General features: G+C 50.7%; 19 protein-coding genes. 7 read left to right on the forward strand and 12 right to left on the reverse strand.

What is annotated here, in order from left to right:
- Positions 1-341: 341 nt before the first annotated feature.
- Complete coding sequence (locus tag BZG73_RS07795; RefSeq protein WP_046075637.1) at positions 342-929, reverse strand: nucleoside triphosphate pyrophosphohydrolase family protein; 588 nt, start codon at positions 927-929, stop codon at positions 342-344.
- A 222-nt stretch (positions 930-1151) separates the two neighbouring features.
- Between BZG73_RS07795 and BZG73_RS07800 the strand changes: the two genes are divergently transcribed.
- Positions 1152-1661, forward strand: a complete 510-nt coding sequence (locus BZG73_RS07800) for an outer membrane beta-barrel protein (RefSeq protein ID WP_046075636.1) — start codon at positions 1152-1154, stop codon at positions 1659-1661.
- Here BZG73_RS07800 and BZG73_RS07805 read toward each other — a convergent pair.
- The 6 genes from BZG73_RS07805 to BZG73_RS07830 form a co-directional block, all read right to left on the reverse strand.
- Positions 1629-2411: an NRDE family protein gene (locus BZG73_RS07805; RefSeq protein WP_077668026.1), complete on the reverse strand. Its 783-nt coding sequence runs from the start codon at positions 2409-2411 to the stop codon at positions 1629-1631. The two genes, BZG73_RS07800 and BZG73_RS07805, sit on opposite strands and share 33 nt — an antisense overlap.
- Positions 2399-2947, reverse strand: a complete 549-nt coding sequence (locus BZG73_RS07810) for a hypothetical protein (RefSeq protein ID WP_077668027.1) — start codon at positions 2945-2947, stop codon at positions 2399-2401. The genes BZG73_RS07805 and BZG73_RS07810 overlap by 13 nt, the downstream gene beginning before the upstream one ends.
- 69 nt (positions 2948-3016) lie before the next feature.
- A complete protein-coding gene (locus tag BZG73_RS07815; RefSeq protein ID WP_077668028.1) occupies positions 3017-4129 on the reverse strand; it encodes an ATP-grasp domain-containing protein in 1113 nt (370 codons plus the stop codon).
- On the reverse strand, positions 4126-4713 hold the full coding sequence (locus tag BZG73_RS07820; RefSeq protein ID WP_077606691.1) for a DedA family protein: 588 nt from the start codon (positions 4711-4713) through the stop codon (positions 4126-4128). The genes BZG73_RS07815 and BZG73_RS07820 overlap by 4 nt, the downstream gene beginning before the upstream one ends.
- 72 nt (positions 4714-4785) lie before the next feature.
- On the reverse strand, positions 4786-5532 hold the full coding sequence (locus BZG73_RS07825) for an SDR family oxidoreductase (RefSeq protein ID WP_046075632.1): 747 nt from the start codon (positions 5530-5532) through the stop codon (positions 4786-4788).
- A 16-nt stretch (positions 5533-5548) separates the two neighbouring features.
- Complete coding sequence (locus BZG73_RS07830) at positions 5549-7147, reverse strand: methyl-accepting chemotaxis protein (RefSeq protein ID WP_327294782.1); 1599 nt, start codon at positions 7145-7147, stop codon at positions 5549-5551.
- Positions 7148-7464: 317 nt separating this feature from the next.
- On the opposite strand from BZG73_RS07830, the gene BZG73_RS07835 reads away from it, so the two are divergent.
- Both BZG73_RS07835 and yddG read left to right on the forward strand, forming a co-directional pair.
- A complete protein-coding gene (locus BZG73_RS07835; protein WP_077668030.1) occupies positions 7465-11211 on the forward strand; it encodes an EAL domain-containing protein in 3747 nt (1248 codons plus the stop codon).
- A gap of 118 nt (positions 11212-11329) precedes the next feature.
- Positions 11330-12247 carry an aromatic amino acid DMT transporter YddG gene (gene yddG / locus BZG73_RS07840; protein WP_046075630.1) on the forward strand — a complete coding sequence of 306 codons (918 nt, stop codon included), beginning with the start codon at positions 11330-11332 and terminating at the stop codon, positions 12245-12247.
- Between the two features lie 41 nt (positions 12248-12288).
- On the opposite strand, the gene BZG73_RS07845 is transcribed toward yddG, so the two are convergent.
- From BZG73_RS07845 to BZG73_RS07865, 5 genes are all read right to left on the reverse strand, one after another.
- Entirely contained in the window at positions 12289-13080 is a 792-nt protein-coding gene (locus BZG73_RS07845; RefSeq protein ID WP_046075629.1) for an iron ABC transporter ATP-binding protein, read from the reverse strand.
- Between the two features lie 4 nt (positions 13081-13084).
- Positions 13085-14032, reverse strand: coding sequence for an iron chelate uptake ABC transporter family permease subunit (locus tag BZG73_RS07850; RefSeq protein WP_046075628.1), 948 nt, complete (start codon positions 14030-14032; stop codon positions 13085-13087).
- A complete protein-coding gene (locus BZG73_RS07855; protein WP_077668031.1) occupies positions 14025-14972 on the reverse strand; it encodes an ABC transporter permease in 948 nt (315 codons plus the stop codon). The genes BZG73_RS07850 and BZG73_RS07855 overlap by 8 nt, the downstream gene beginning before the upstream one ends.
- A gap of 75 nt (positions 14973-15047) precedes the next feature.
- Entirely contained in the window at positions 15048-15962 is a 915-nt protein-coding gene (locus BZG73_RS07860) for a siderophore ABC transporter substrate-binding protein (protein ID WP_077668032.1), read from the reverse strand.
- 55 nt (positions 15963-16017) lie between these two features.
- Positions 16018-16308 (reverse strand): hypothetical protein, encoded by a 291-nt coding sequence (locus BZG73_RS07865; RefSeq protein WP_077668033.1) that lies wholly within the window; start codon positions 16306-16308, stop codon positions 16018-16020.
- Between the two features lie 176 nt (positions 16309-16484).
- Between BZG73_RS07865 and BZG73_RS07870 the strand changes: the two genes are divergently transcribed.
- From BZG73_RS07870 to hdfR, 4 genes are all read left to right on the forward strand, one after another.
- Positions 16485-16655 (forward strand): XapX domain-containing protein, encoded by a 171-nt coding sequence (locus BZG73_RS07870; RefSeq protein WP_021023774.1) that lies wholly within the window; start codon positions 16485-16487, stop codon positions 16653-16655.
- Between the two features lie 22 nt (positions 16656-16677).
- Positions 16678-17388 carry a purine-nucleoside phosphorylase gene (deoD, locus tag BZG73_RS07875; RefSeq protein ID WP_046075624.1) on the forward strand — a complete coding sequence of 237 codons (711 nt, stop codon included), beginning with the start codon at positions 16678-16680 and terminating at the stop codon, positions 17386-17388.
- Between the two features lie 18 nt (positions 17389-17406).
- The gene (locus BZG73_RS07880) at positions 17407-18873 is read left to right on the forward strand and encodes a lactate dehydrogenase (protein WP_046075623.1); all 1467 of its coding nucleotides are present in this window, start codon (positions 17407-17409) and stop codon (positions 18871-18873) included.
- A 79-nt stretch (positions 18874-18952) separates the two neighbouring features.
- Positions 18953-19798, forward strand: a complete 846-nt coding sequence (gene hdfR / locus BZG73_RS07885; RefSeq protein WP_077668034.1) for an HTH-type transcriptional regulator HdfR — start codon at positions 18953-18955, stop codon at positions 19796-19798.
- Positions 19799-19943 lie beyond the last annotated feature (145 nt).

Consider the following 19943-nt stretch of genomic DNA (forward strand, 5'->3'; position numbering starts at 1 on the left):
GAAGATAGAAGATAGCGTTAGTGGTGAGCTATCTAAGAAAATGCGGCTTTAACATGGCGGATATAAGGCAAATTGGCTTCTATCCGCCAATTTGGGCGTTGGTCGGTAGCGACCACTCTCTAACAAAAAATATCGCGATCGCGGCCTACGGCCGCTTATCAAAAAGAACCCCGCCTAAAAAGGCGGGGTTCGTCAGCAATCTGAATTGTGACAATTTTTGATGACAACCTCGCCTCGGGCCACCGCGATGAGAGCTTTCACTCTAACCGGTATTCCTTCTCACGAACCAAAAACGCCACCGCTAATCACGGTGGCGTTTTGGGCAGGCGAGAAGCGTGGGACTACGCCAACTCGGCCATCACACACTTGGCAAGGTCAGCGGGGCGGTAGTAAACCGATTTCATCACCTTGCCTTCACGGATAAGCTTGCCGTCGACACTGACATCGGCGGCACATTTGGCGATGATGCCATCTTCTTTGGGACTGGCGACAACATCAATGCCTTTTTGCGCGTAAAACGCTTGGGTGTCGGCAAACTCTTGTTGATTGCGACAGACTTTACTCATATTGCTGCTATGCACCTCATCCCAACAGGTCACAAAATCAACACCTAGGCGCGAGGCGATTTGAAGCAAGATATCAACCATGTAGCTCACTTCGAGTTGTTCTCGATAGCCACGCGCGCCCATTTGAACAGCACGTCCCATCAGCACATAAACACTATCAACAATAGCGTCCACTTGCTCAACCAGCGAGTCGGCTTCCGCAAGCTCTGTCATTTCCTCGACCGCCAACGCCGTGTGCAGATCATCGGCTTTGTCATCGAGAGAGTCAGGATCATTGCAGGGCAAATCAAAGGTGGTGCGGAAGGCTTCAATATCACGGTAAAGGTGGTCGTAGATCGCTTGATCGAGAACAGCAAATTTCATTTGTAGGGCCCTTTGAGAAACAAACACGCATGCGTTCATGCTGACATACAAGGGGCATTACAATAGCACTGCTCACTCAGACTTGAAATCGATCATGATGATTCTTTGTCGCCAGACAGCGTTAAAGCACAAATATCACTCAAGCTTGGTGTACGCCCGCCGCTAACGCCTTATACTGAATCTATGACGTCATTTGCACGCTCGGCCAAAAGGATAGTTACTATGACCAAACGTTTATCGCTCGCCACACTGTGTGCTGGTATGTTGCTGGCCACAACCGCACAAGCGCAAACCTCCCCGCTCAGTATTGGCGCAAGTGCCGGTATCACAGATGTCAGGTACGGCACACAAACAGAAACAGGCCACACTTGGGAAATTAACGGCACCTTACGTGTCACCGATTACACAAGCCTTTACAGCGGCTACGGCCAAACCAGTGCCGATTTCGACAATAGTAACGGTACAGAAACAACACTCACCTCAAGCTATATTCCGGTGGGAGTGCAGATCAATGTCCCCATGAGCATGGGCAATGTTTATTTGCGCGGTGGTGGTAATTATTATCAAACAAAGTTCGGTTCAGATAAAGATATTGGCTGGGGCGCAACAGGCACGGTGGGCTTTGAACTACAGCCTACCGTCGGCCCCAAAATGGCGTTTGAGTTCACTTATGCCGATAGAGGCACCGCGGAAACCAGCTCAGTAAACGTCGGAACCAGTATTGGCTTTTAGTGGCATAGTAGGATCAACCTCGAGGGGTAAGTGGGCCACTAATGGCCTGCTGACCCGACACGGGGCACCATCGTAGTAATACATACTTGCGGTATCCGCGTTCACGCAGATATGTGTCAAACTCACTGTACTGGCGTCTTCTCGGTGCATACACACAGATAAACTCCCCAATACTGGCTCGTGGCTTCGATGATAATCGAGTAGCGCATGGGCGGAAGAAGATGAATCACGCAATTTTGCGGCGAGGAGCGCTGAGCGCGTGCGACGTACGTCATCTGCTACCACCGCAGAGGAGACAACAGGTGGCACACAGTCGATACCTTGCAACGTGCGTCCATTCCACTGCCAAGCCACCGGTGAACACGCCGCGTGTTGGGTCTTATCGGTATTCACCGGGCTAAAGACCAACAAGGTAAAAGGCGCAAAATCCGTCATTTCATGCTCTGTCACCATGGCCGCCACCTGAGACAGATCGCTTGCCCTCGCCACGGATTTCACCAGCTGACCCCGACTGCGCTTGGGCACAACAGACGGTTGACCTTGATAATCATTTAACAAACAGACCAATAACCCATGTTCATTCGCCGCTATCCAAGTGCCCATCCCATCAGGATCAATCGGCATAAGTACGCGTGTTCCCGCTATTTGATAGACTTTCGGCGGTATTGCACGGCTTCTACCTCGTGCCTCATCACGGTTAAAACACAGTTCAAACCCTTGCTCTGAGGTCAACCATGTCAGCGTGCACATGGGTGCTGCTCTCGCTGATAACTTGCCGTCGCTGCAGCGATGCCGATCTCTTTATCCAACACTTCCCCCAGATCGTATGCGGCTGTGCGCATCATAGCAAAGTGGTGAGTGGCGTGACTGGCCACGGCAATCAATTCACGCATTATGGTTGAGGGGGTAGTCACTGTATTGGAGGCATACAAGGTGACCTGTGTCGACACTTGTATCGACTGCTCGAGTTGTTGACTAGACAGCGTATGTAACCAGCTGGCTATGGCCTGCCACTCAGCTTGGGCAAGAGATTTATCGGTTTCTACGCGATGGCCTCGCCGGCGTCCATCTGCATTCATCACGCCACTACCCTCTCCTTGGTGTAAGGCCCAATACATATCAAGCGCATGACGCATATGTTGGCCAATGGTGCTGGTAAATCCATCGGCCCGCATACGACCATAAGCCGCGCTCGTAACACTCGTCAGTAGCTGCTGTGCCTGATAAGCCACATCCAGGTTACCACTAATAATCGCACTATCTGCTTTGGTTAGACTCGAATGCATACCCTCACCTTAGTACATGTTGCGGCAATTTGGCGCCATCATCTTCATTCAAGCAGATGTCATGCCGCTTTAGTCCGTTTCTGGGTATTGCTTCATCCAGCGCCTTTCTTGGTACCATGCGCGGAGCAAAGCAAACACAGAGGGTGGTTTGTGTCCCTGCAATCGCAAGCGCGCACCAATATGGTACAAATGCCGATATTGATGCAAAAGTGCGCTGATGGCTTGGAAATAACTCCCCTCACTGTCCCAAATATGCGCCGGCTCACTACTCGCGCCGTTGATCTCAACAATACAAAGCGCCTCTCCTTTCTTTAACGACGCCATATCGCGAAACTTGATGTCAAAGCGACCGAAGTAAAAACCATCAATGTCTTTCGCGATCGTATCCATTTTTGCCGTCAACGCTGGCGTCACCCAAGCCGCCCCATCTTTAAAGATGGCACCGCGGCAGTGGCTACCCGAGAAGGCTAACGGAATACGTACGCCCGCTGGTATTACGTCATCAAGCTGGTGGTGGTGGCGCTGATGATAAAGGTGTCCGCGCACAGAGGCGGCATCATGGTGCTGGATAAGCGCGGCTAAGGTATGCTTGCCATCACCGATCACGGCGGGCAAATATTTCAACCCGAGGGAGAATATGTGCCCACTTTCCTCGCCGGGATAGCGAATATAGAAAACCCCCGCTTCCGCGTCGTAAGGTGCCAATGCTTGGAAAATAATGTCTCTGTCGGGAGGAAATGTGCTGATATAAGCAAAGAGCTTTTTTTCCGTATCGATACGCTGAACGCCAGCCCCTCGACAGCCTTTGTCCGGCTTAGCCACCAGCGGCATAGCGATACCTGCCTTCGCAAGTTCGGCAAGTAGCGTTTTTTTAATGCTGGGGGTGATTGCATTGGGCCGCGTCCATCGCCAATAGGCAGCGATGTATCGTTGCGCCGTGTCGCCCGCTTGGGCAAACACCTCTGATTTCGCCTCACCGACCATCCCTGAGAGACGGATCCCCGGGTTAGCAATCAACGGCAACGTCAAACTGCGATAGTAGAGGCCAAGCCCGATTGATTGAACCGCGACGGGCGTGTAGAAACACCAAGCAGGCAGAAACTCAAACCAGCCTAACGGCCGTGACACAGAATAGTGGGGCATGCCAGCTTGGCCGACAAGCGTCACCGAAGGCTTTGTCATAGCGATCCTTTTGGTGGTGTTGGCAACGCGCGGCGACGGAGAAAACGATTAATCAGCACCAGCAAGACAATCGAGAGCGCAAACGCCCAACCTGTCAGTTGTTTCTCTGCCAGCCAATCGCTGTGCTCAATCGTGAATGCGCCCCAAAAAATCAATCCTGTCCAGCAGGCGGTGGCAATACCAACGGATAATAAAAAGGTGCTGAGCGGAATCGCGAGAAAACCGCTGAGGCTATAAGTAATTGTTCTTAAACCGGGGATAAAGCGGATAAGGAAAAGATTAAAAAAAGCGTGACGCCGTAAAAGGTGGCGTGCGTCTCGCACTCCTTTCATCAACAATAAACGGGCACGTAAACCGCGATAACGCCGCGCATAACGACCCAGTAAAAAAAGGGCAATATCACCACTTGCGATGCCCAGGAAAATCGCCAACAAGGCCGTGTGCCACGCTAAGACCGACTCAACCGCTACAAAAGCGGCTAGCGCAATCGCACCGTCCTCAAAAACATACGAGGCAAATATAATGACAAAAAATAAACCCAGTGACGGTAAGGTCGCCAAACTGGGTATCATGCTCTCAACCATTGGCTTTCTCCTCCTTATTAATCATAGACAGGAGAAAGCCCAAGTTACTTACAAATTGATGAAAAAATAAAGCTACATGCCGCCCGCCACATCAAATAAGCTTCCTGTCGAGTACGAGGCATTATCAGATAATAACCAAGCAATCATTTCTGCCACTTCTAGGGTAGAGCCACCGCGACCCAGTGGAATGTTATCCGCGACACGGGCGACGCGATCCGGCTCACCGCCTGCGGCATGCATATCCGTATCGATGGGTCCTGGCCGCACTGCATTCACACGAATGCCTTCACGCCCCACTTCTTTTGCCAACCCCATGGTAAGCGTATCAAGCGCTGCTTTGGTGGCTGCGTAGTCAACATATTCATTGGGCGACCCGGTTTTTACCGCTGCGGAAGATACGTTGACAATCGCGCCACCGTTCCCGCCGCGGGACTGCGCCATGCGGTGTACCGCTTCGCGGCAGCACAAAAAGGCACTAGTGACATTCGCTTGGAACATCGCGTTAATCCGATCGGCATCCATACTGCTCACCGTCGACTGTGGCAACATGATCCCCGCGTTGTTCACCAGTGCAGTGATATTTCCCAGACGGTTGTCTGCTTCGCTGAATAAGCGTTTAACGCCCTCTTCACTCGACACATCCGCCTGAACCGCAATCGCATTGACACCAATCGCTTGAAGCTCATCAACAAGCGCAAAAGCAGATTCACTGTTGCTAAGATAATTGATGCAAATGGCATAGCCACGCTGTGCCAATAGTTTTGCCGTCTCACGGCCAATGCCGCCACTTGCCCCGGTTACAATCGCAACTGGATTCATTGCTACTCCTTTTCGCTTAATCCGCCGATACCGGTGGATAATACCCCATTCTCACTGCGCCCCAATGTTGACCTGCAACAAAAAGAGGAACAGAAAGATCATGCATTACCTCACCGGTATCGCGCTTGTAGGTCTGCAACAACATGGTATCAGTATGTTGACCGCAACGCCTACCTGTTCGGTCATCAAATAAGCGTTTAGTCCGGTTTCCGGTGATATCTTGCGCATAATCACCGGTGAGAGGCTGGCAAAAGCGCTGATTATGCGTGGGGACGTAGCCATGGTTGTCATTGGCTATCACATAAACAATGTTCTCATCTGTCTCAAGAATGGGCTCTTGAATAGGCGGTAAGATCCGATCACACAAGCTATCAAATCGGGTGGTATATTTTTTAGGATCGGTGTTCGCGATCGGCTGGTAGTGGCGATCAAACAAATCACTTTTACTGATCTCACCCTGCTCAATGGCTTGTGCAAACGCCGCCTCTATACGATCACGACATAAGCTGGCTGCTTTAAAAAAGCGTTGATGTGGGCTCGCCTCTGACAGCTCAGCGAAAACGGCATTGGTTTTTTCGGTGGTTTCCATCAAGCCTTCCGCTTCTTGGCTCAGCGCAATGACCTGGTTATCACTGTCTTCTAGTCCAGTCCGCACTTGGGTCAATGCTGAAGCAATTTGCTCAAGGCTTGCACTGTTTTGTGACGATCCATCCGCCATTTGTCTCACGGCCGCTTCAACCTGATCGGCTCTGGACGAGAGGTCGGTTAAAATCTCTCCCACCCTCTCAACATTCCACGTCCCCGCCTCGACATCCGATGACAGCGTTTGAATATGGGTCATCACATTACTCGACTCTGTCATGATTTGTTTTATGATCGCCGCAACTTCACTGGTGCTTTGTGACGTACGCTGCGCAAGCTGACGCACTTCGTCGGCCACCACCGCAAAGCCACGCCCTTGCTCTCCCGCTCGTGCCGCTTCAATGGCGGCATTCAACGCCAATAGGTTTGTTTGCTCTGCAATCGCATCAATGACCTGTGCGACATCACTCACTTTATTGACGTTGGCGTCTAGCGCTTCAATACGTGCCACTGTTTCAGCCGTTTTTTGGTTAATATCACGCATTTCCGCGATTGAGGCGGTGCGCTTATCGGCCCCCTCCAAGCTCAAATCTCGCATGCGCGTTACTTGCTCAACAGACGCCGCCTGCGCTTGGCAGGTGTGAGACAAAGTCTGTTCGATATGCTGCGCGGTCTCGGTGACCTCGACCACAGAAGAAAACTGTTCGGTTAATCGCGTTTTTAATATATCCGAGCGATGCGAGACTTCCGCCGCATTCATGGCATTCATGGTGGCGCGCGTTGCCAGCCGTCCGACTGTTTTCATCGGCAGCGTTTGCGTTTCTTCCTCGGTATTTTGCCCCGGTACCACCTTGGGTGCCGACGAGTACACTTTCATCGCCAACACGGTCACGAGCGCTTGGCAGGCGAGGAGTCCCGCTACCGTATAAAACTGCTCAGAAAAAAAGCGCCAACTCACTAACACTAAAAGTGTCAACGTGGTGCCTATTACAACCCAAAACCATGATTGTTTGTTCGCTGCGTTCCCTGTCATCGAGCCACCTTTGTTCCTCACTGAACCGATTTTATCCAATGTCATGGCATGCGGTCGTATCACGACACACAGGACTGCCACGTTTTGATTACTAATGCCATGCTTCACACTCAATAGCGATGAAAGTGATCAAATTTCGACTAAAGCATTAGATCTGAGACGCTAGTAACCAAACAATTAATAGGATGCAGGTGCCTCTCAATACGGCGGGCAACAAGTCAGTACCGACAAAGGTAGCGGAAAGGCAATAAAGGTCGTTAACTCTAAGACAAAATGCGCTAAGCTACAGCTAGGTCATTGTAATTAATGAGAGAGCCATGCCCCGCCATCAACGAGTGCGCCAGGCGATTCACGCCTTTTTGGTATTGATGACAATTAGTTTCTCGCTGGTGTGCTTTTCGTTGGCCGTCATTCCCGAGAGTGAAGAATTTGCCGTCATTTGGTATGCCTCCGCCGTGGGCGCTTTCTCACTGGCCAGCCTTCCTCACCGCGCGCGTGCCCTAGCCACCCTCGGTTTTTTTATCGGCGTATTTGCAGCAGACAGTGTCATGGGGCTCCCATCCCTACTGAGCCTTAAGCTGGCGGCCATCAATACATTAACCGCCTTCACGGGCTGTACGTTATACCTTATGATGCGCCGGCGTTATGGCAACCCTTTGCACGGTGTGTGGCCATTTATCCGCGGACTGATGCCAACAGCCGTTATGAGCCCGCTTGTCGGTGCCCTCCTCGGGGGCTATGTTTTATCCGCCTTCAATGAACACGGGTTTAACTACTATGTAGTACGCTGGTTTTTTAGTGAATTTATCGGATTCGTTGCGCTATTTCCGCTATGCTTAGCGCTCAAAGAGCGGCTATACACAGACACTCTCGACAAGCTCTATCGACCGGCTCCCTCTCCATCGACAATGATCAGCGGCAGTCTCGCGCTGTTTGTCCTGATTAGTTTGCTTTTTTATGCTTTCCCCTATCCGTTCATCGCGCTGACAGGCTTGTTTTTCATTGCTGCCACACTGCAAAGCAGAATAATAGGCCTTGCCACTATCGCCTTGTCAGTGGTCAGTTTTGACCTCCTTTCTGCGATCGGTGTCTTTGCTTTCCATATCGACAGTGAACACCAAGTCTCCTTGTCGCGCTTAGTCACCGCGGCCGCGACCTTGGTGATAGGCGTCGGGATGACACAGCTGGCGTATAGCTATCGACGTCATCAACGGCATCACATTGAGCAGCACTCGCTGCTCACGCAAGCCATGCACAACTCATTGATAGGGATGGCGATACTGGATCCGCGAGGTATTGTCCAAGAAGCAAACGCCAGTTTGGCGCAGTTTTTTGGCTGTGAGCGCCGCGTGCTTATCGGTTCGCATGTCTCTTTGTTCACGCGAGCACAAGACCAATCTTCGCTGAGGGAATATTTTAGCGATCTGATCATGGGTCATTCTGATAATAAGCGATTGGAAAAGCGCTTTGTACGTGCCGATGGCGAGACAGTATGGGGACGGCTCTCGCTCACCGCTGTCCGGGATAAGCACGCTGGTCATGTGACTCACTTGATCAGCCAAATCGAGGATATCAACGCACTCAAAGCGGCACAACGTGAACAAAAACGCTGGCTTGAACGTTGGCGTTTTGCCCTCGATATCAACAAACTTGCCGTCTTTGAACTCAATATTCATACGGGTGCGTTGCTGTTTTCTGGGTGGTCCGCGCCTTTGCTCGGCATCAATGCCAAACAGATACGCACCTACCAAGACTGGGTCAGTCGCATACATCCAGACGATCGCGCCGCATGGGAACAATCTATGCGCCTGCTCGTCGACAAACACACCGATCGGATGGTAGAGGTATTCCGGTTTAATAATGACGCGAACGCCTATCGCTATCTACGCCAATCATCGGCGCGGCAAACGGGGGAAGAAACCGAAACCGTCTTGAGTACCGTGATTGACATCACTGAGCAGTATCTAACTAACCGGCAAACAGACACCTTACGCCGCCGCCTAGAAGCCGCGACAAAAGCGGCCAATATTGGTATTTGGGAGTATCACGTTAACGAAGACAAGCTAGAGTGGGACGCACAAATGTACCGCCTCTACGATGTCCCCGAGGCCGAAGGCAGTGAAAAACTCGCCACCTGGCAGCAACGTCTTCATCCAGATGATGCAGAGACGATCAACCAAACACTCCAGGACGCGCTTACGCATCATCAACGACTCGATACCCAGTTTCGGATCATTGATAGTCAAGGGCGTATTCGCTACATCCGTGCTCTCGCCAGCTTACAAATAGACGATAATGGCAACACGGTACGGATGATCGGCGCCAATTGGGACAATACCGAAATCAACGAGCTTAACCACGCACTGGCCCAAGAGCGTGAACAGCTGGATGTGGTGATGAACTCCATCAACGATGCGGTGATCACCATCGACGATCAGGGCAACTTGGCCTACCTCAACAACACCGCGCAGTGGCTTGTTGCCAATGATAGCGTGCTGCCACTCGGCCAACCTGTGGACGCGGTTTTCGAGCTTTACAACAACCAGCAACGGGTGTTGCTTTCCAGTTTTAGCAGTCAACAAACAGAGACCTTTTTTGAAACCCAAATACAAGACGCCTACCAACTGGTTATCGCGGGCGGCAAACGCCTGTATGTATCGGTGGCTATGTCTCCACTGACCAGTAACCAAAACGGTCAACACGGCTATGTGTTTGTGTTGCGAGACGTGTCGGATGAGCATGCGCTGATGGCACAGTTAGACTACAACGCCAATCATGATTCGCTCACACAGCTACCCAATCGTCGCGCCTTTGAAACCCTCATGGAAAATCACCTGTCCAGCGAGAACCAATCGCCCTCCGTGTTAGCGTTTATCGATTTAGACCTTTTCAAAATCATCAATGACTCGGTCGGCCATCACGCCGGTGACGAAGTCCTATGCCAAGTGTCACAAGCCTTAGCCGATAACATACGCAGTGATGATGTGGTGGCGCGTTTGGGCGGTGATGAGTTTGCGTTGCTGCTCACGCACTGCAATATGCGCGACGCGAAACATACGATCGCCGACTTAATCAAACAGCTTGAACACTTGTCTTTCTCCTATGGCGAGCGCATTTTTGCCATCAGTGCCAGTGTGGGTCTGGTGGATGTTAACGATGCGACATTAACCCTCTCGGATTTGATGAGCCGCGCCGATGTAGCGATGTATGAGGCCAAGTCGGCAGGACGCGGCCAGATAGTGGATTACAACGATATCTCAGGCACCGCGCAGGGACGCCACAGTGACATGCAAATGGTGGGGAAAATTACACGAGCACTGACTGAAAACCGCTTTGCGCTCTATGGCCAACAGGTGGCACCCGCACAGGGGCCTGTGGTTGAACACTGGTACGAACTATTAATACGCATGATAGATACCGACGGTAATATTATGAATCCGGGGGAATTTATTCCCGCTGCCGAGGCCTTTGGCTACATTCGCGATATCGATGGCTGGGTAGTGAACTATGTGCTCAATACGCGCGCCGCGGAGTTGGCAGAGTCAGGACTCAGGTTCAACATCAACCTCTCAGCAAACTCAATCAGTGACCCTAAATTTCAGGCACAACTCAAACAGCTATTAAGCGCTTCCGTCCTTCCTGCCGAGCGACTGTGTTTTGAGATCACTGAATCAGCACTCATTAGTCATTTAAACGCAGCCGTCTCTTTTATCGACGAACTACGCCACCATGGCGCGCATGTCGCGCTGGATGATTTTGGTGCCGGTCTCTGCTCGTTTCATTACTTAAAGCTGTTCAATGTGGATGTGGTTAAAGTTGATGGCCAATTTGTGGCTAACCTGACCGACCGAGAAAACAAAATCGATCGCGTCATACTGGAGTCCATTGTCAGCATTTGTGACACCATGGGTTACAAAACGGTCGCGGAATGGGTCTCCGACGAAGAAAAACTTGCCTGCGTACAAGAAATTGGCATTAACTACGTGCAAGGGTTTCTTATCGACTACCCAACACCGCTTGATACACTGCTTGCCACGCATACCCTCACACCGCCGAGTCACTGACGGTGCCCGACGACCACCGACTACTGTTTGACTCATTCACCTAATACGCAGTGGCGATGGTGGTTGCACACGTCCAATAAAAAAGGCAATTTAGAGGTTTTGCTTGGACGGCTACCTCATGAACCGATATACGCTGGCGGGATGCGGCGCCATCATGCTTTGGAGCAGCAATGTCGCCTTTATCCGTCATGTCACCGAACTGCTTGGGCCACTCGGTGGCGCAGCGGCGATTTATACGCTTGCCTCTCTTTGTTTGATTGTCGTCGTCGGCCTCCCCAAACTCAACACCTTCCCGCGCCAATATTTGCTGATTGGCGGCGTTTTATTTGTCGTGTATGAATTGTGCTTAGCGCTCTCATTGGCTTGGGCGAATACCCGCACCCAAGCGATCGAAATGGGGGTGATCAACTACCTCTGGCCGTGCTTAACGGTCTTGTTTTCGGTTATTTTGACCCGTCAGAAAGTAAGCCTGTGGCTCTATCCTGCGTTAGTCGTCGCCTTTATGGGCGTGGTGTGGACAGTAGGAGGCAAGCAAGGCGTATCTTGGTCTCACCTTGTGGCCAACATTCAGTCGAACCCGGTTAGCTATATATTGGCGTTTAGCGGTGCGATTATTTGGGCGATTTACTGCAACCTCACCAAGATGCGCGCGCAGGGTAAGAACGGGATCACCTGGTTTTTCTGTGCCACCGCGATCACTTTGTGGGTGGGCTATCTCGCCTCTGACGCACCCGCTATGCATCTTTCATGGCAAACCAGCGGCTATGTGCTGCTCGCTGGACTCGCCATGGGAGGCGGTTATGGGCTGTGGAATATAGGTATTCTCAAGGGCAATTTGATGGTCTTGGCCACCCTATCCTATTTCATCCCTATTTTATCGACCTTATTGTCGGCAGTACTACTTTCTACTTCGTTGACGCTCACCTTTTGGCAAGGTGTGGCCATGGTCACTTTAGGCTCACTGGCAAGTTGGTGGCTGACTCGGGCACCCGTTAAAAAAGCGGCGAACAAACGCAAAGAGGCCAAAGCACACTAAGACGACTAGCCGCTAATAGCGGCTAGTCATTCACAACACGCTTAAGTCTCTGCAGCGGCCATCGATGGCGTGGCGGAGCCATAATACAGACAAATGCGCTGCCCGTTTATCTCCTCGACTTCAAAATCAATCTCGTAAATCCGCTCCATGATGGGTTTAGTCACCACATTTTTCACTTGGCCACTGGCAACCACTTCACCCGCTTTCATCGCAATCATGTTATCGGCGTAGCACGCGCTAAAATTGATATCGTGCATCACCACCACCACCGCTTTGTTGTATCGGTGTGCCAACTCTCGTACCGTTTTCATAATAGCCACAGAGTGACGAATATCGAGGTTGTTGAGTGGCTCATCGAGGAAAACATAGTCGGTGTTTTGCGCCACCACCATGGCAATGAATGCCATTTGACGCTGACCGCCACTGAGCTGATCAATAAAGCGCTCTTGCAACTCTGTCAGCCCGAGTTGCGCTAAGGCGTCATCAATCACCGCGTTGTCTTGTTCGGTTAGCCGCCCTTTGGAATGCGGAAAGCGCCCAAATGCAACCAACTCACGCACCCGAAAACGCATATTGACGTTGTTCGCTTGACGCAACACGGCCAAGCGCTGCGCCAACGCCTGGTTACTCCACTCACTCAGTGGTTTATCACCAATCAACACCTCACCGGCATCACTGTCTGTCAGTCGGCTCGCCATCGATAGCAGCGTACTTTTCCCAGCCCCGTTGGGACCAATGATAGCGGTCACTTTACCGAGTGGAAACAGTGCGCTGGCTTGATTGACCACCTGTGTTTGGCCATAAGCTTTCGATAATCCAATTAATTCAATCATAATATTAAAACTTGTTTTTCGTCAGTAGATACAAAAAGTAACCGCCACCGACAAAGTTAATGATCACACTCACCGTGGTCTCAAACCCAAACCATTGTTCGACAACATACTGGCCACTTAACAGCAAAAAGGCGGCCAACACGCTGGTGGCCACAATTAAAAAACGATGCTGATAACTGACAAACATTTGTCGTGCGAGGCTCACCACAATCAAACCAAAAAAGAGCACCGGTCCAACCAAAGCAGTTGATAAGGCAATCATCACCGCAATCACCATCATCACTTTCAGTGTGAGTCGGCGCGTATCGATGCCAAGGCTGGTTGCGTTATCCTCACCCAACAAGCACACATCAAGCTGATTGCTAAATCGATATAGCACCAGCAAACAGGCGGCTAAGACCGGTACACTGACATAGACCAGCTCACGATTAGCATTGTTGAAGCTGGCGAACATCGCATCTTGCAGGATGGCGAACTCACTCGGATCGACCAACAAGGTAAAAAACTGACTGATACTGCCAAACACGCTACCTAACACAATACCAATTAACAGCAGCGTATAGATGTTGGCGCGATGTCGACGAAAGTAAAGCGTGAACAACACAGTCGCACTTACCGTCATTAACACCACACTGGCGGTAAAGTTCGCGTACGCATTGATCAGCAATACGCTACTTGAGCCAAATACCACCAATAAAACGGTTTGCAAGAGAACGTATAAACTATCAAAGCCCAGAATCGAAGGGGTCAGGATCCGATTGTTGGTGATGGTTTGAAACACCAGCGAAGAGGCAGAGATGGCCACTGCAGCCAACGTGATTGCCAAAACCTTAGGGGTTCGTCGCGAAAGAAAATACGCGTAATTATCCGCCGTTAATCCATGCCCCAAAAAGTACCCCGCCACGAGCACCACACCCATAGCGACCAGGGAAAGCTTGATACCATCACGCATTCGCTTTGTCCCTCATCACTAGATAGATAAACACCGCACCGCCTAAGATAGAAATGATCATCGCAATCGGGACTTCATAAGGGAAGATAATGACACGGCCCAGAATGTCGCAGCTCAACACCAACACCACACCCSAAAAGGCCGTCCAAGGCAAGTTGCGTTTAATGTTATCGCCCATAAAAAGCGAGACAACATTGGGCACAATTAAGCCAAGAAAGGGGATGACCCCAACAATCATCACCACAGCGGACGACAGCAACGCGACCACCATGACACCGAATAGCACTACCTTTTGATAATCAAGGCCAATGTTTTTGGCAAAGCTTTCGCCAATACTGGCGGCGCTGAATTGGCTGGCATACGCATAGGCGATACCACATACCGGAATAGCCACAAAGAGTACTTCATAATTTCCCGCGAGCACCGACGAAAAGTTGGCGACCGTCCACGCTTGCAAGGTTTGAATCAGATCGTACTTATAAGCTAAAAACTGGGTTAGCGAAGAAACGACATTGCCGTACATAATGCCAATCAAGGGAACCAGCACGGTATTTTTAAACTTCAGTCGTTGGAGAAAATGGACGAATAGCCAAGTGCCAGCCATCGCCATCCCCACAATAACGGACAAGTCCAGCCATTGGCTGGCGCCCCCAAACGCAACCAACGTCAGCACATAACCCAGCAGCGCACAATCAATGGTGCCGGTAGTGTCGGGCGCGGCAAAGCGGTTTTGACAGATCTGCTGCATGATGAGTCCAGCCACACTTAAACCCGCACCAGCCAAACAGATAGCCAGTAACCGAGGAATACGACTGGTGGTAAAAATTGTCCACGCTTCTGGATCGCCCGCCCACAAGCTCGCGAAGGACACGTGCGCCACACCAATGGATATCGACAGGATCGCCAGCACCACGAGGACAGGAATAGAAAGATACTTCACAGAATCACTACCGTTGAGGTCTATAACCACAAAGACCCAGGGCCAGCCTGGGTCTGTTTGTTTCTCGTATGATGATTAAAGCACGCGGTTTACATCATCGATCATCTTATCCATCGCCGTCATGCCAGCCATGGTAATGTACCACGCCGTTGGGTCGAGATAACTGATACGTTGCTGTTGGTGAGCATGCGTTTTGTTGACCAAAGGATTATCAAAACGCGCTTTTGCCTTGCCTTCACCTTCCCCAATCGCCTGCTCACGATCAAGGACTAATAAGACATCTGGGTTGGCGTCGGCAATATATTCGAACGAAATCAAATTACCGTGTGAGCCTGCCACTTCTACATCATCGCTTTTCGCAGGTTTCAAGCCTAGCTCATCAAACACCATACCAAATCGGCTATTCTCGCCGAACATCGCCACTTTACTGCCGTTGCTCATGACCATCAACGCGTTAAAGTTATCTGCCACCGCTTTATCATGGGTCTGCGCGATTTTGGTATTCATTTGTTCAATGATCGCGGCGACTTTTTCTTGCTTGTTAAACACCTCGCCTAGCATGCGCCAATTAGCTTGCACACTTTGCCAGTAATTCTCGTAGTCCGCTCGAAACATAATTGTCGGAGCGATTTCTTCTAACTCATCCATGAGCGAGGCCATACGCGCTTCCGCAATGATCAAATCCGGCTTAGCGGTGAAAATGGCCTCATAATCAGGCTCTTTCACCGTCCCGACCGCGACATACTTATCGTCTTGATAGGTTTTGGCAAGATAATCCGGCATTAAAGACTTCACCACGCCAACAGGCTCAACACCGAGGCGATCCAGCACATCTAAACTGCCCTGCCCCAACACAACGACGCGTTGTGGTACGCCGTCGATTTCAACGGTGCCCATCGCATGGGTGATGGTTTTTGCGGCCGCCTGGCTGCTCAACAACAAAGAAACAGTGAGAAAAATAAATGGAAAAAATGAACGAAAAGCTTGCATAGCCCTTTCCTCGCAAAAATCGGTGGTGGAATGCTAACGCAGTTGAATAAACAAGTCACGAATAGAAGTGAGAATTATTCATATTTATAGTGTTATTGATTAAGCGCATGGCATGAGGCAATAGGTTTCGCACGCAAAGGCCAGTCATCATGTCTTTCATCCGGCGATGCCAGTTACGCTTACCAAAACTGTTTTGATCCTGCGCAAAAAAACCGCAAWTGAATCGGCTACCTGCTGTTGATTCGTCATCATCACGCATCTGAGAGGCGATAAAACCGCGCCATTTGACCAAAACGCAAGCGATTGCATCGACACTATCAACATATTTGGTAATCATTGTGGCCATTACGCGCTAATATGGGGATAGTTGTGATCAAGATCGCGCGTAAATGCGCATGGGTTACATACACTGGACTCATCTCATGCGGCACCACTTAAAAGACAATAAAGACAGCTATGACTGTCGCAATTTGGGTACCGATTTGAGCTGGACTGCACCTAACTAGATGTTTGAGGGTTATAATGAACGAAATTTTACTTGCGGTCGTCGCTGGCGCCATTGTTGGCTTTTTCTTCAGCGCGATCAAGTTACCACTGCCTGCTCCCCCGGTGATTTCTGGGATCATGGGCATTGTTGGTATCTACCTTGGCGGCATGGCTTACCAAGCTGTGATCGAACGCTTTTTCTCTTAACTAAAGATAATTGGAGCACACTATGGCTACCCCACATATCAATGCTGTAGACGGCGCATTTGCTGAAACTGTCCTCATGCCTGGTGATCCGCTGCGTGCGCAGTACATTGCCGAAAACTTTCTCGAGAACGCGGAGCGCGTCACCGACGTACGTAACATGTTCGGCTACACCGGCACCTACAAAGGCAAAAAAGTGTCTGTCATGGGTCACGGCATGGGGATCCCATCTTGCTCAATCTATGTGCATGAGCTAATCAAAGATTACGGTGTTAAGAACGTGATCCGCGTCGGCAGCTGTGGTGCGGTTAAAGACGATGTCAAACTGATGGATGTCATCATCGCACAAGGCGCATCCACGGATGCGAAAGTAAACCGTACACGCTTTGCTGGCCATGACTTCGCGGCTATCTCTGACTATCACCTCCTGGAAACGGCCGTGGGCGAAGCACGTAAGCAGAATGTGTCTGTGCGTGTCGGTAACGTCTTCTCTGCCGATCTGTTCTACAGCCCAGAAGGTGATTTGTTCAACAAAATGGATAACTTAGGTATCCTCGCTGTAGATATGGAAGCGGCAGGCATCTACGGTGTTGCGGCTGAACTGGGTGCGCGTGCACTCACCATCCTAACCGTGTCTGACCATATCATCCGTGGCGAAGCACTAAGCTCTGACGAGCGTCAAAAATCATTTAACGAGATGATGACGGTCTCGCTAGAAACCGCGATCAACCTGTAAGTGTTGGTCAGAGGAAACGTGTCAAGCAGTAAGCTGCCTCTTGCAGCCGGTGAATTACAGCTAAACTTTTGTAAAACACTCACCTGTCCCAACTTTGGGTCGAAAGATGAGCAAGATTACTTGGTTCAACACACCAATCCTGCTCGCCCAACCTTGGTGTGCCGAGAGTGTGGCGCGTTTCCTCCACTGTTAAATAACCATGATGTTCAAGCTGAGCTGATTGCTCAGCGTCAACTTCATGCCGATGGTTTGTGCGCCTGTACCAACCCAGAATGTGAGCATTTAGGTAAACCCGTGCTCACGCATCGGCATTGTTATCATGCGTTCGGCTATAGTGGCGATCGTCAGCGTTATCGCTGCAAAAGCTGCCAAAGCACCTTTGTCGACCGCTGGTCTGGGGTCAACAAAAAAAGTGAGTTACAGCAAAAGCTGTTAGCGTTTCTTTTTACTGGCCACACAGTACGTGACATCTGCCGAAGACTGTCACTGAACCCGAAAACCTTCTACGACCATCTTAACCAAATAGCCGCGCGCTGCCGACAAAAGCTTGCCGCTTACGACAGCCGGTTTTTAGCCGATACCTCAACCGGCCATCTGGCCAGTGTCCACACCGCCTTGCAACCCAAGAGCGACAATGGCGTGCAATGGCTGGCAACAGGAGAAGCGCACAGTGGCTACGTGCTGCAACAAGATGTGAATTATCATACGGATGACCATCACCACTTGCACACACATCATGACCCTTATCAGCCTGACTGTCGCTTTATGTCGACGCACAGTGCGGGTCAGCCGCAAGATACAGTGGCACGCCCAGAGGGATTACTGGGTCGAGTGGATGCCAAATACCGCGACGTCTTTGCTCGCTCGAATGTCGAAGACCCCTATACGCAGCCGCTGCACTTTATTTATCCTAATCGCGGCACGTTGATCCGCCCTCAATACACCACGTATGCGCATTACCTCAACCTCAAGCCGTTAATCGAGCATTGGCAGCAAATTGTGGTTTTTTCGCCGCAAGAGCCCTTATTGCGCTCTGCTTGCCTCTCCGTTTTCGAGGCCGATATTCGAGATAAGCGCGTCAGCCATGTATACGTCGAGCAGGATGCCGGTTGGCAGCCCGGATCAGAGCCAGAAAAAATTGATATCGTTTTGCTAAGCTGGTGGCGTGACCGTTGGGCCTTTACTCGCAGTGGCGACGGTGCTAAAGCAATCTGTGATCATGGCCAAAACAAAGGTCAAGAGGCCTATTGGTTAACCCATGCAAGCTGTGATGCGTTGAAAAAATATCAACAACACTTCCACCAGCAGTTTTCATTATTGGTCAATGAGCCGAGACGCCGACTGCGCCCTGGTGGGCTATTGCCCCTGCTGGATATCTATCGCGCATGGCATAACTTATGTTGGCAAGACCGCGCGCATCTCACCCCAGCCCAACGGCTTGGCTTGACCGAACGCCCTTTGACACTGGCAGATCTGATGCTCTGATCCACCTCGCGCGCATTCACTTGACGTGCATCGAAGTTTTTTGTCTAAATGCCCGATATCGCCGAGAAGGAAAACGCCATTGGACATTCAACTACTGCGTACATTTATTGAAGTGAGCAAGACGCGTCACTTCGGTCGTGCAGCGGAAAACCTTTACCTGACCCAGTCCGCTGTGAGCTTTCGCATTCGACAACTAGAAACCCAGCTAGATACATCACTGTTTGTTCGTCAGCGCAATAATGTTCGTCTGACCGATGCGGGTGAGCGCTTACTTCCTTACGCCGAAACCATGCTGCAAACGTGGCAGCGCGCCCAACAGGACGTCAGTGCGATGCAGCACGCGCGCGCACAACTCACGCTTGCCGCCTCCCCGATGCTGTGGGAACTCGATGGCGTCAGCACATGGGTCAACCGCGTGTGTGCGGCGCACCCAGACTGGTTGATCCGTGCCGAGTCGACACCCGCCCAGTTGCTAGCACGCCATTTGATTGAAAAACGTATTGATGCCGGGTTGACCTCAGAGCTGCCTAAGCTTGAAGGGTTACAATCACACCACCTAGGCGATTATCAACTTCAGTTAGTTAGCCATTTACCGGGGCTCACACTGGACACGAGCGACACGCTACCGCTGGTTTATCTTGATTGGGGAACTCGCTTTTCACTTGAGCAAAGCCAAATTGCGCCACTACAACGCTCACCCGTGTTACATACCCAGTCATGCCAACTGGCATTAAACTATTTACTCGTGCACGGCGGCGTCGCGTTTCTGCCGTCACTGGCAGTTCACCCTTATCTGAACAACGGACAACTCCATCTTATTGATCACGGCCATATTCTTACCCACCCCCTTTACCTTACCTGGCTAACTAACAGCGATAAAAACCCGCTAATCAATGAGTTAGTATCATCGACCGGTCAGTTATAAGTGCTCAGAAAAAATCGGTAAATTCACGCCTATTTCACTAGTCGACGTTCAATTTTTAGGCTATCTTAGAATCGTTAGGCAAACATTATGTGTCTAACACTCCGGCTACACATAGCACCGACAATCAACAAGCGTTAGGAAAACA

It is taken from the genome of Salinivibrio siamensis (assembly GCF_001996005.1).
Classification (GTDB): Bacteria; Pseudomonadota; Gammaproteobacteria; order Enterobacterales; family Vibrionaceae; genus Salinivibrio; species Salinivibrio siamensis.

What these genes read in the sequence shown, in the direction of transcription:
- BZG73_RS07795 (WP_046075637.1), bottom strand. Translation starts at nt 929, where the DNA reads ATGAAATTTGCTGTTCTCGATCAAGCGATCTACGACCACCTTTACCGT.
- BZG73_RS07800 (WP_046075636.1), top strand. Translation starts at nt 1,152, where the DNA reads ATGACCAAACGTTTATCGCTCGCCACACTGTGTGCTGGTATGTTGCTG.
- BZG73_RS07805 (WP_077668026.1), bottom strand. Translation starts at nt 2,411, where the DNA reads ATGTGCACGCTGACATGGTTGACCTCAGAGCAAGGGTTTGAACTGTGT.
- BZG73_RS07810 (WP_077668027.1), bottom strand. Translation starts at nt 2,947, where the DNA reads ATGCATTCGAGTCTAACCAAAGCAGATAGTGCGATTATTAGTGGTAAC.
- BZG73_RS07815 (WP_077668028.1), bottom strand. Translation starts at nt 4,129, where the DNA reads ATGACAAAGCCTTCGGTGACGCTTGTCGGCCAAGCTGGCATGCCCCAC.
- BZG73_RS07820 (WP_077606691.1), bottom strand. Translation starts at nt 4,713, where the DNA reads ATGGTTGAGAGCATGATACCCAGTTTGGCGACCTTACCGTCACTGGGT.
- BZG73_RS07825 (WP_046075632.1), bottom strand. Translation starts at nt 5,532, where the DNA reads ATGAATCCAGTTGCGATTGTAACCGGGGCAAGTGGCGGCATTGGCCGT.
- BZG73_RS07830 (WP_327294782.1), bottom strand. Translation starts at nt 7,147, where the DNA reads ATGACAGGGAACGCAGCGAACAAACAATCATGGTTTTGGGTTGTAATA.
- BZG73_RS07835 (WP_077668030.1), top strand. Translation starts at nt 7,465, where the DNA reads ATGCCCCGCCATCAACGAGTGCGCCAGGCGATTCACGCCTTTTTGGTA.
- yddG (WP_046075630.1), top strand. Translation starts at nt 11,330, where the DNA reads ATGAACCGATATACGCTGGCGGGATGCGGCGCCATCATGCTTTGGAGC.
- BZG73_RS07845 (WP_046075629.1), bottom strand. Translation starts at nt 13,080, where the DNA reads ATGATTGAATTAATTGGATTATCGAAAGCTTATGGCCAAACACAGGTG.
- BZG73_RS07850 (WP_046075628.1), bottom strand. Translation starts at nt 14,032, where the DNA reads ATGCGTGATGGTATCAAGCTTTCCCTGGTCGCTATGGGTGTGGTGCTC.
- BZG73_RS07860 (WP_077668032.1), bottom strand. Translation starts at nt 15,962, where the DNA reads ATGCAAGCTTTTCGTTCATTTTTTCCATTTATTTTTCTCACTGTTTCT.
- BZG73_RS07870 (WP_021023774.1), top strand. Translation starts at nt 16,485, where the DNA reads ATGAACGAAATTTTACTTGCGGTCGTCGCTGGCGCCATTGTTGGCTTT.
- deoD (WP_046075624.1), top strand. Translation starts at nt 16,678, where the DNA reads ATGGCTACCCCACATATCAATGCTGTAGACGGCGCATTTGCTGAAACT.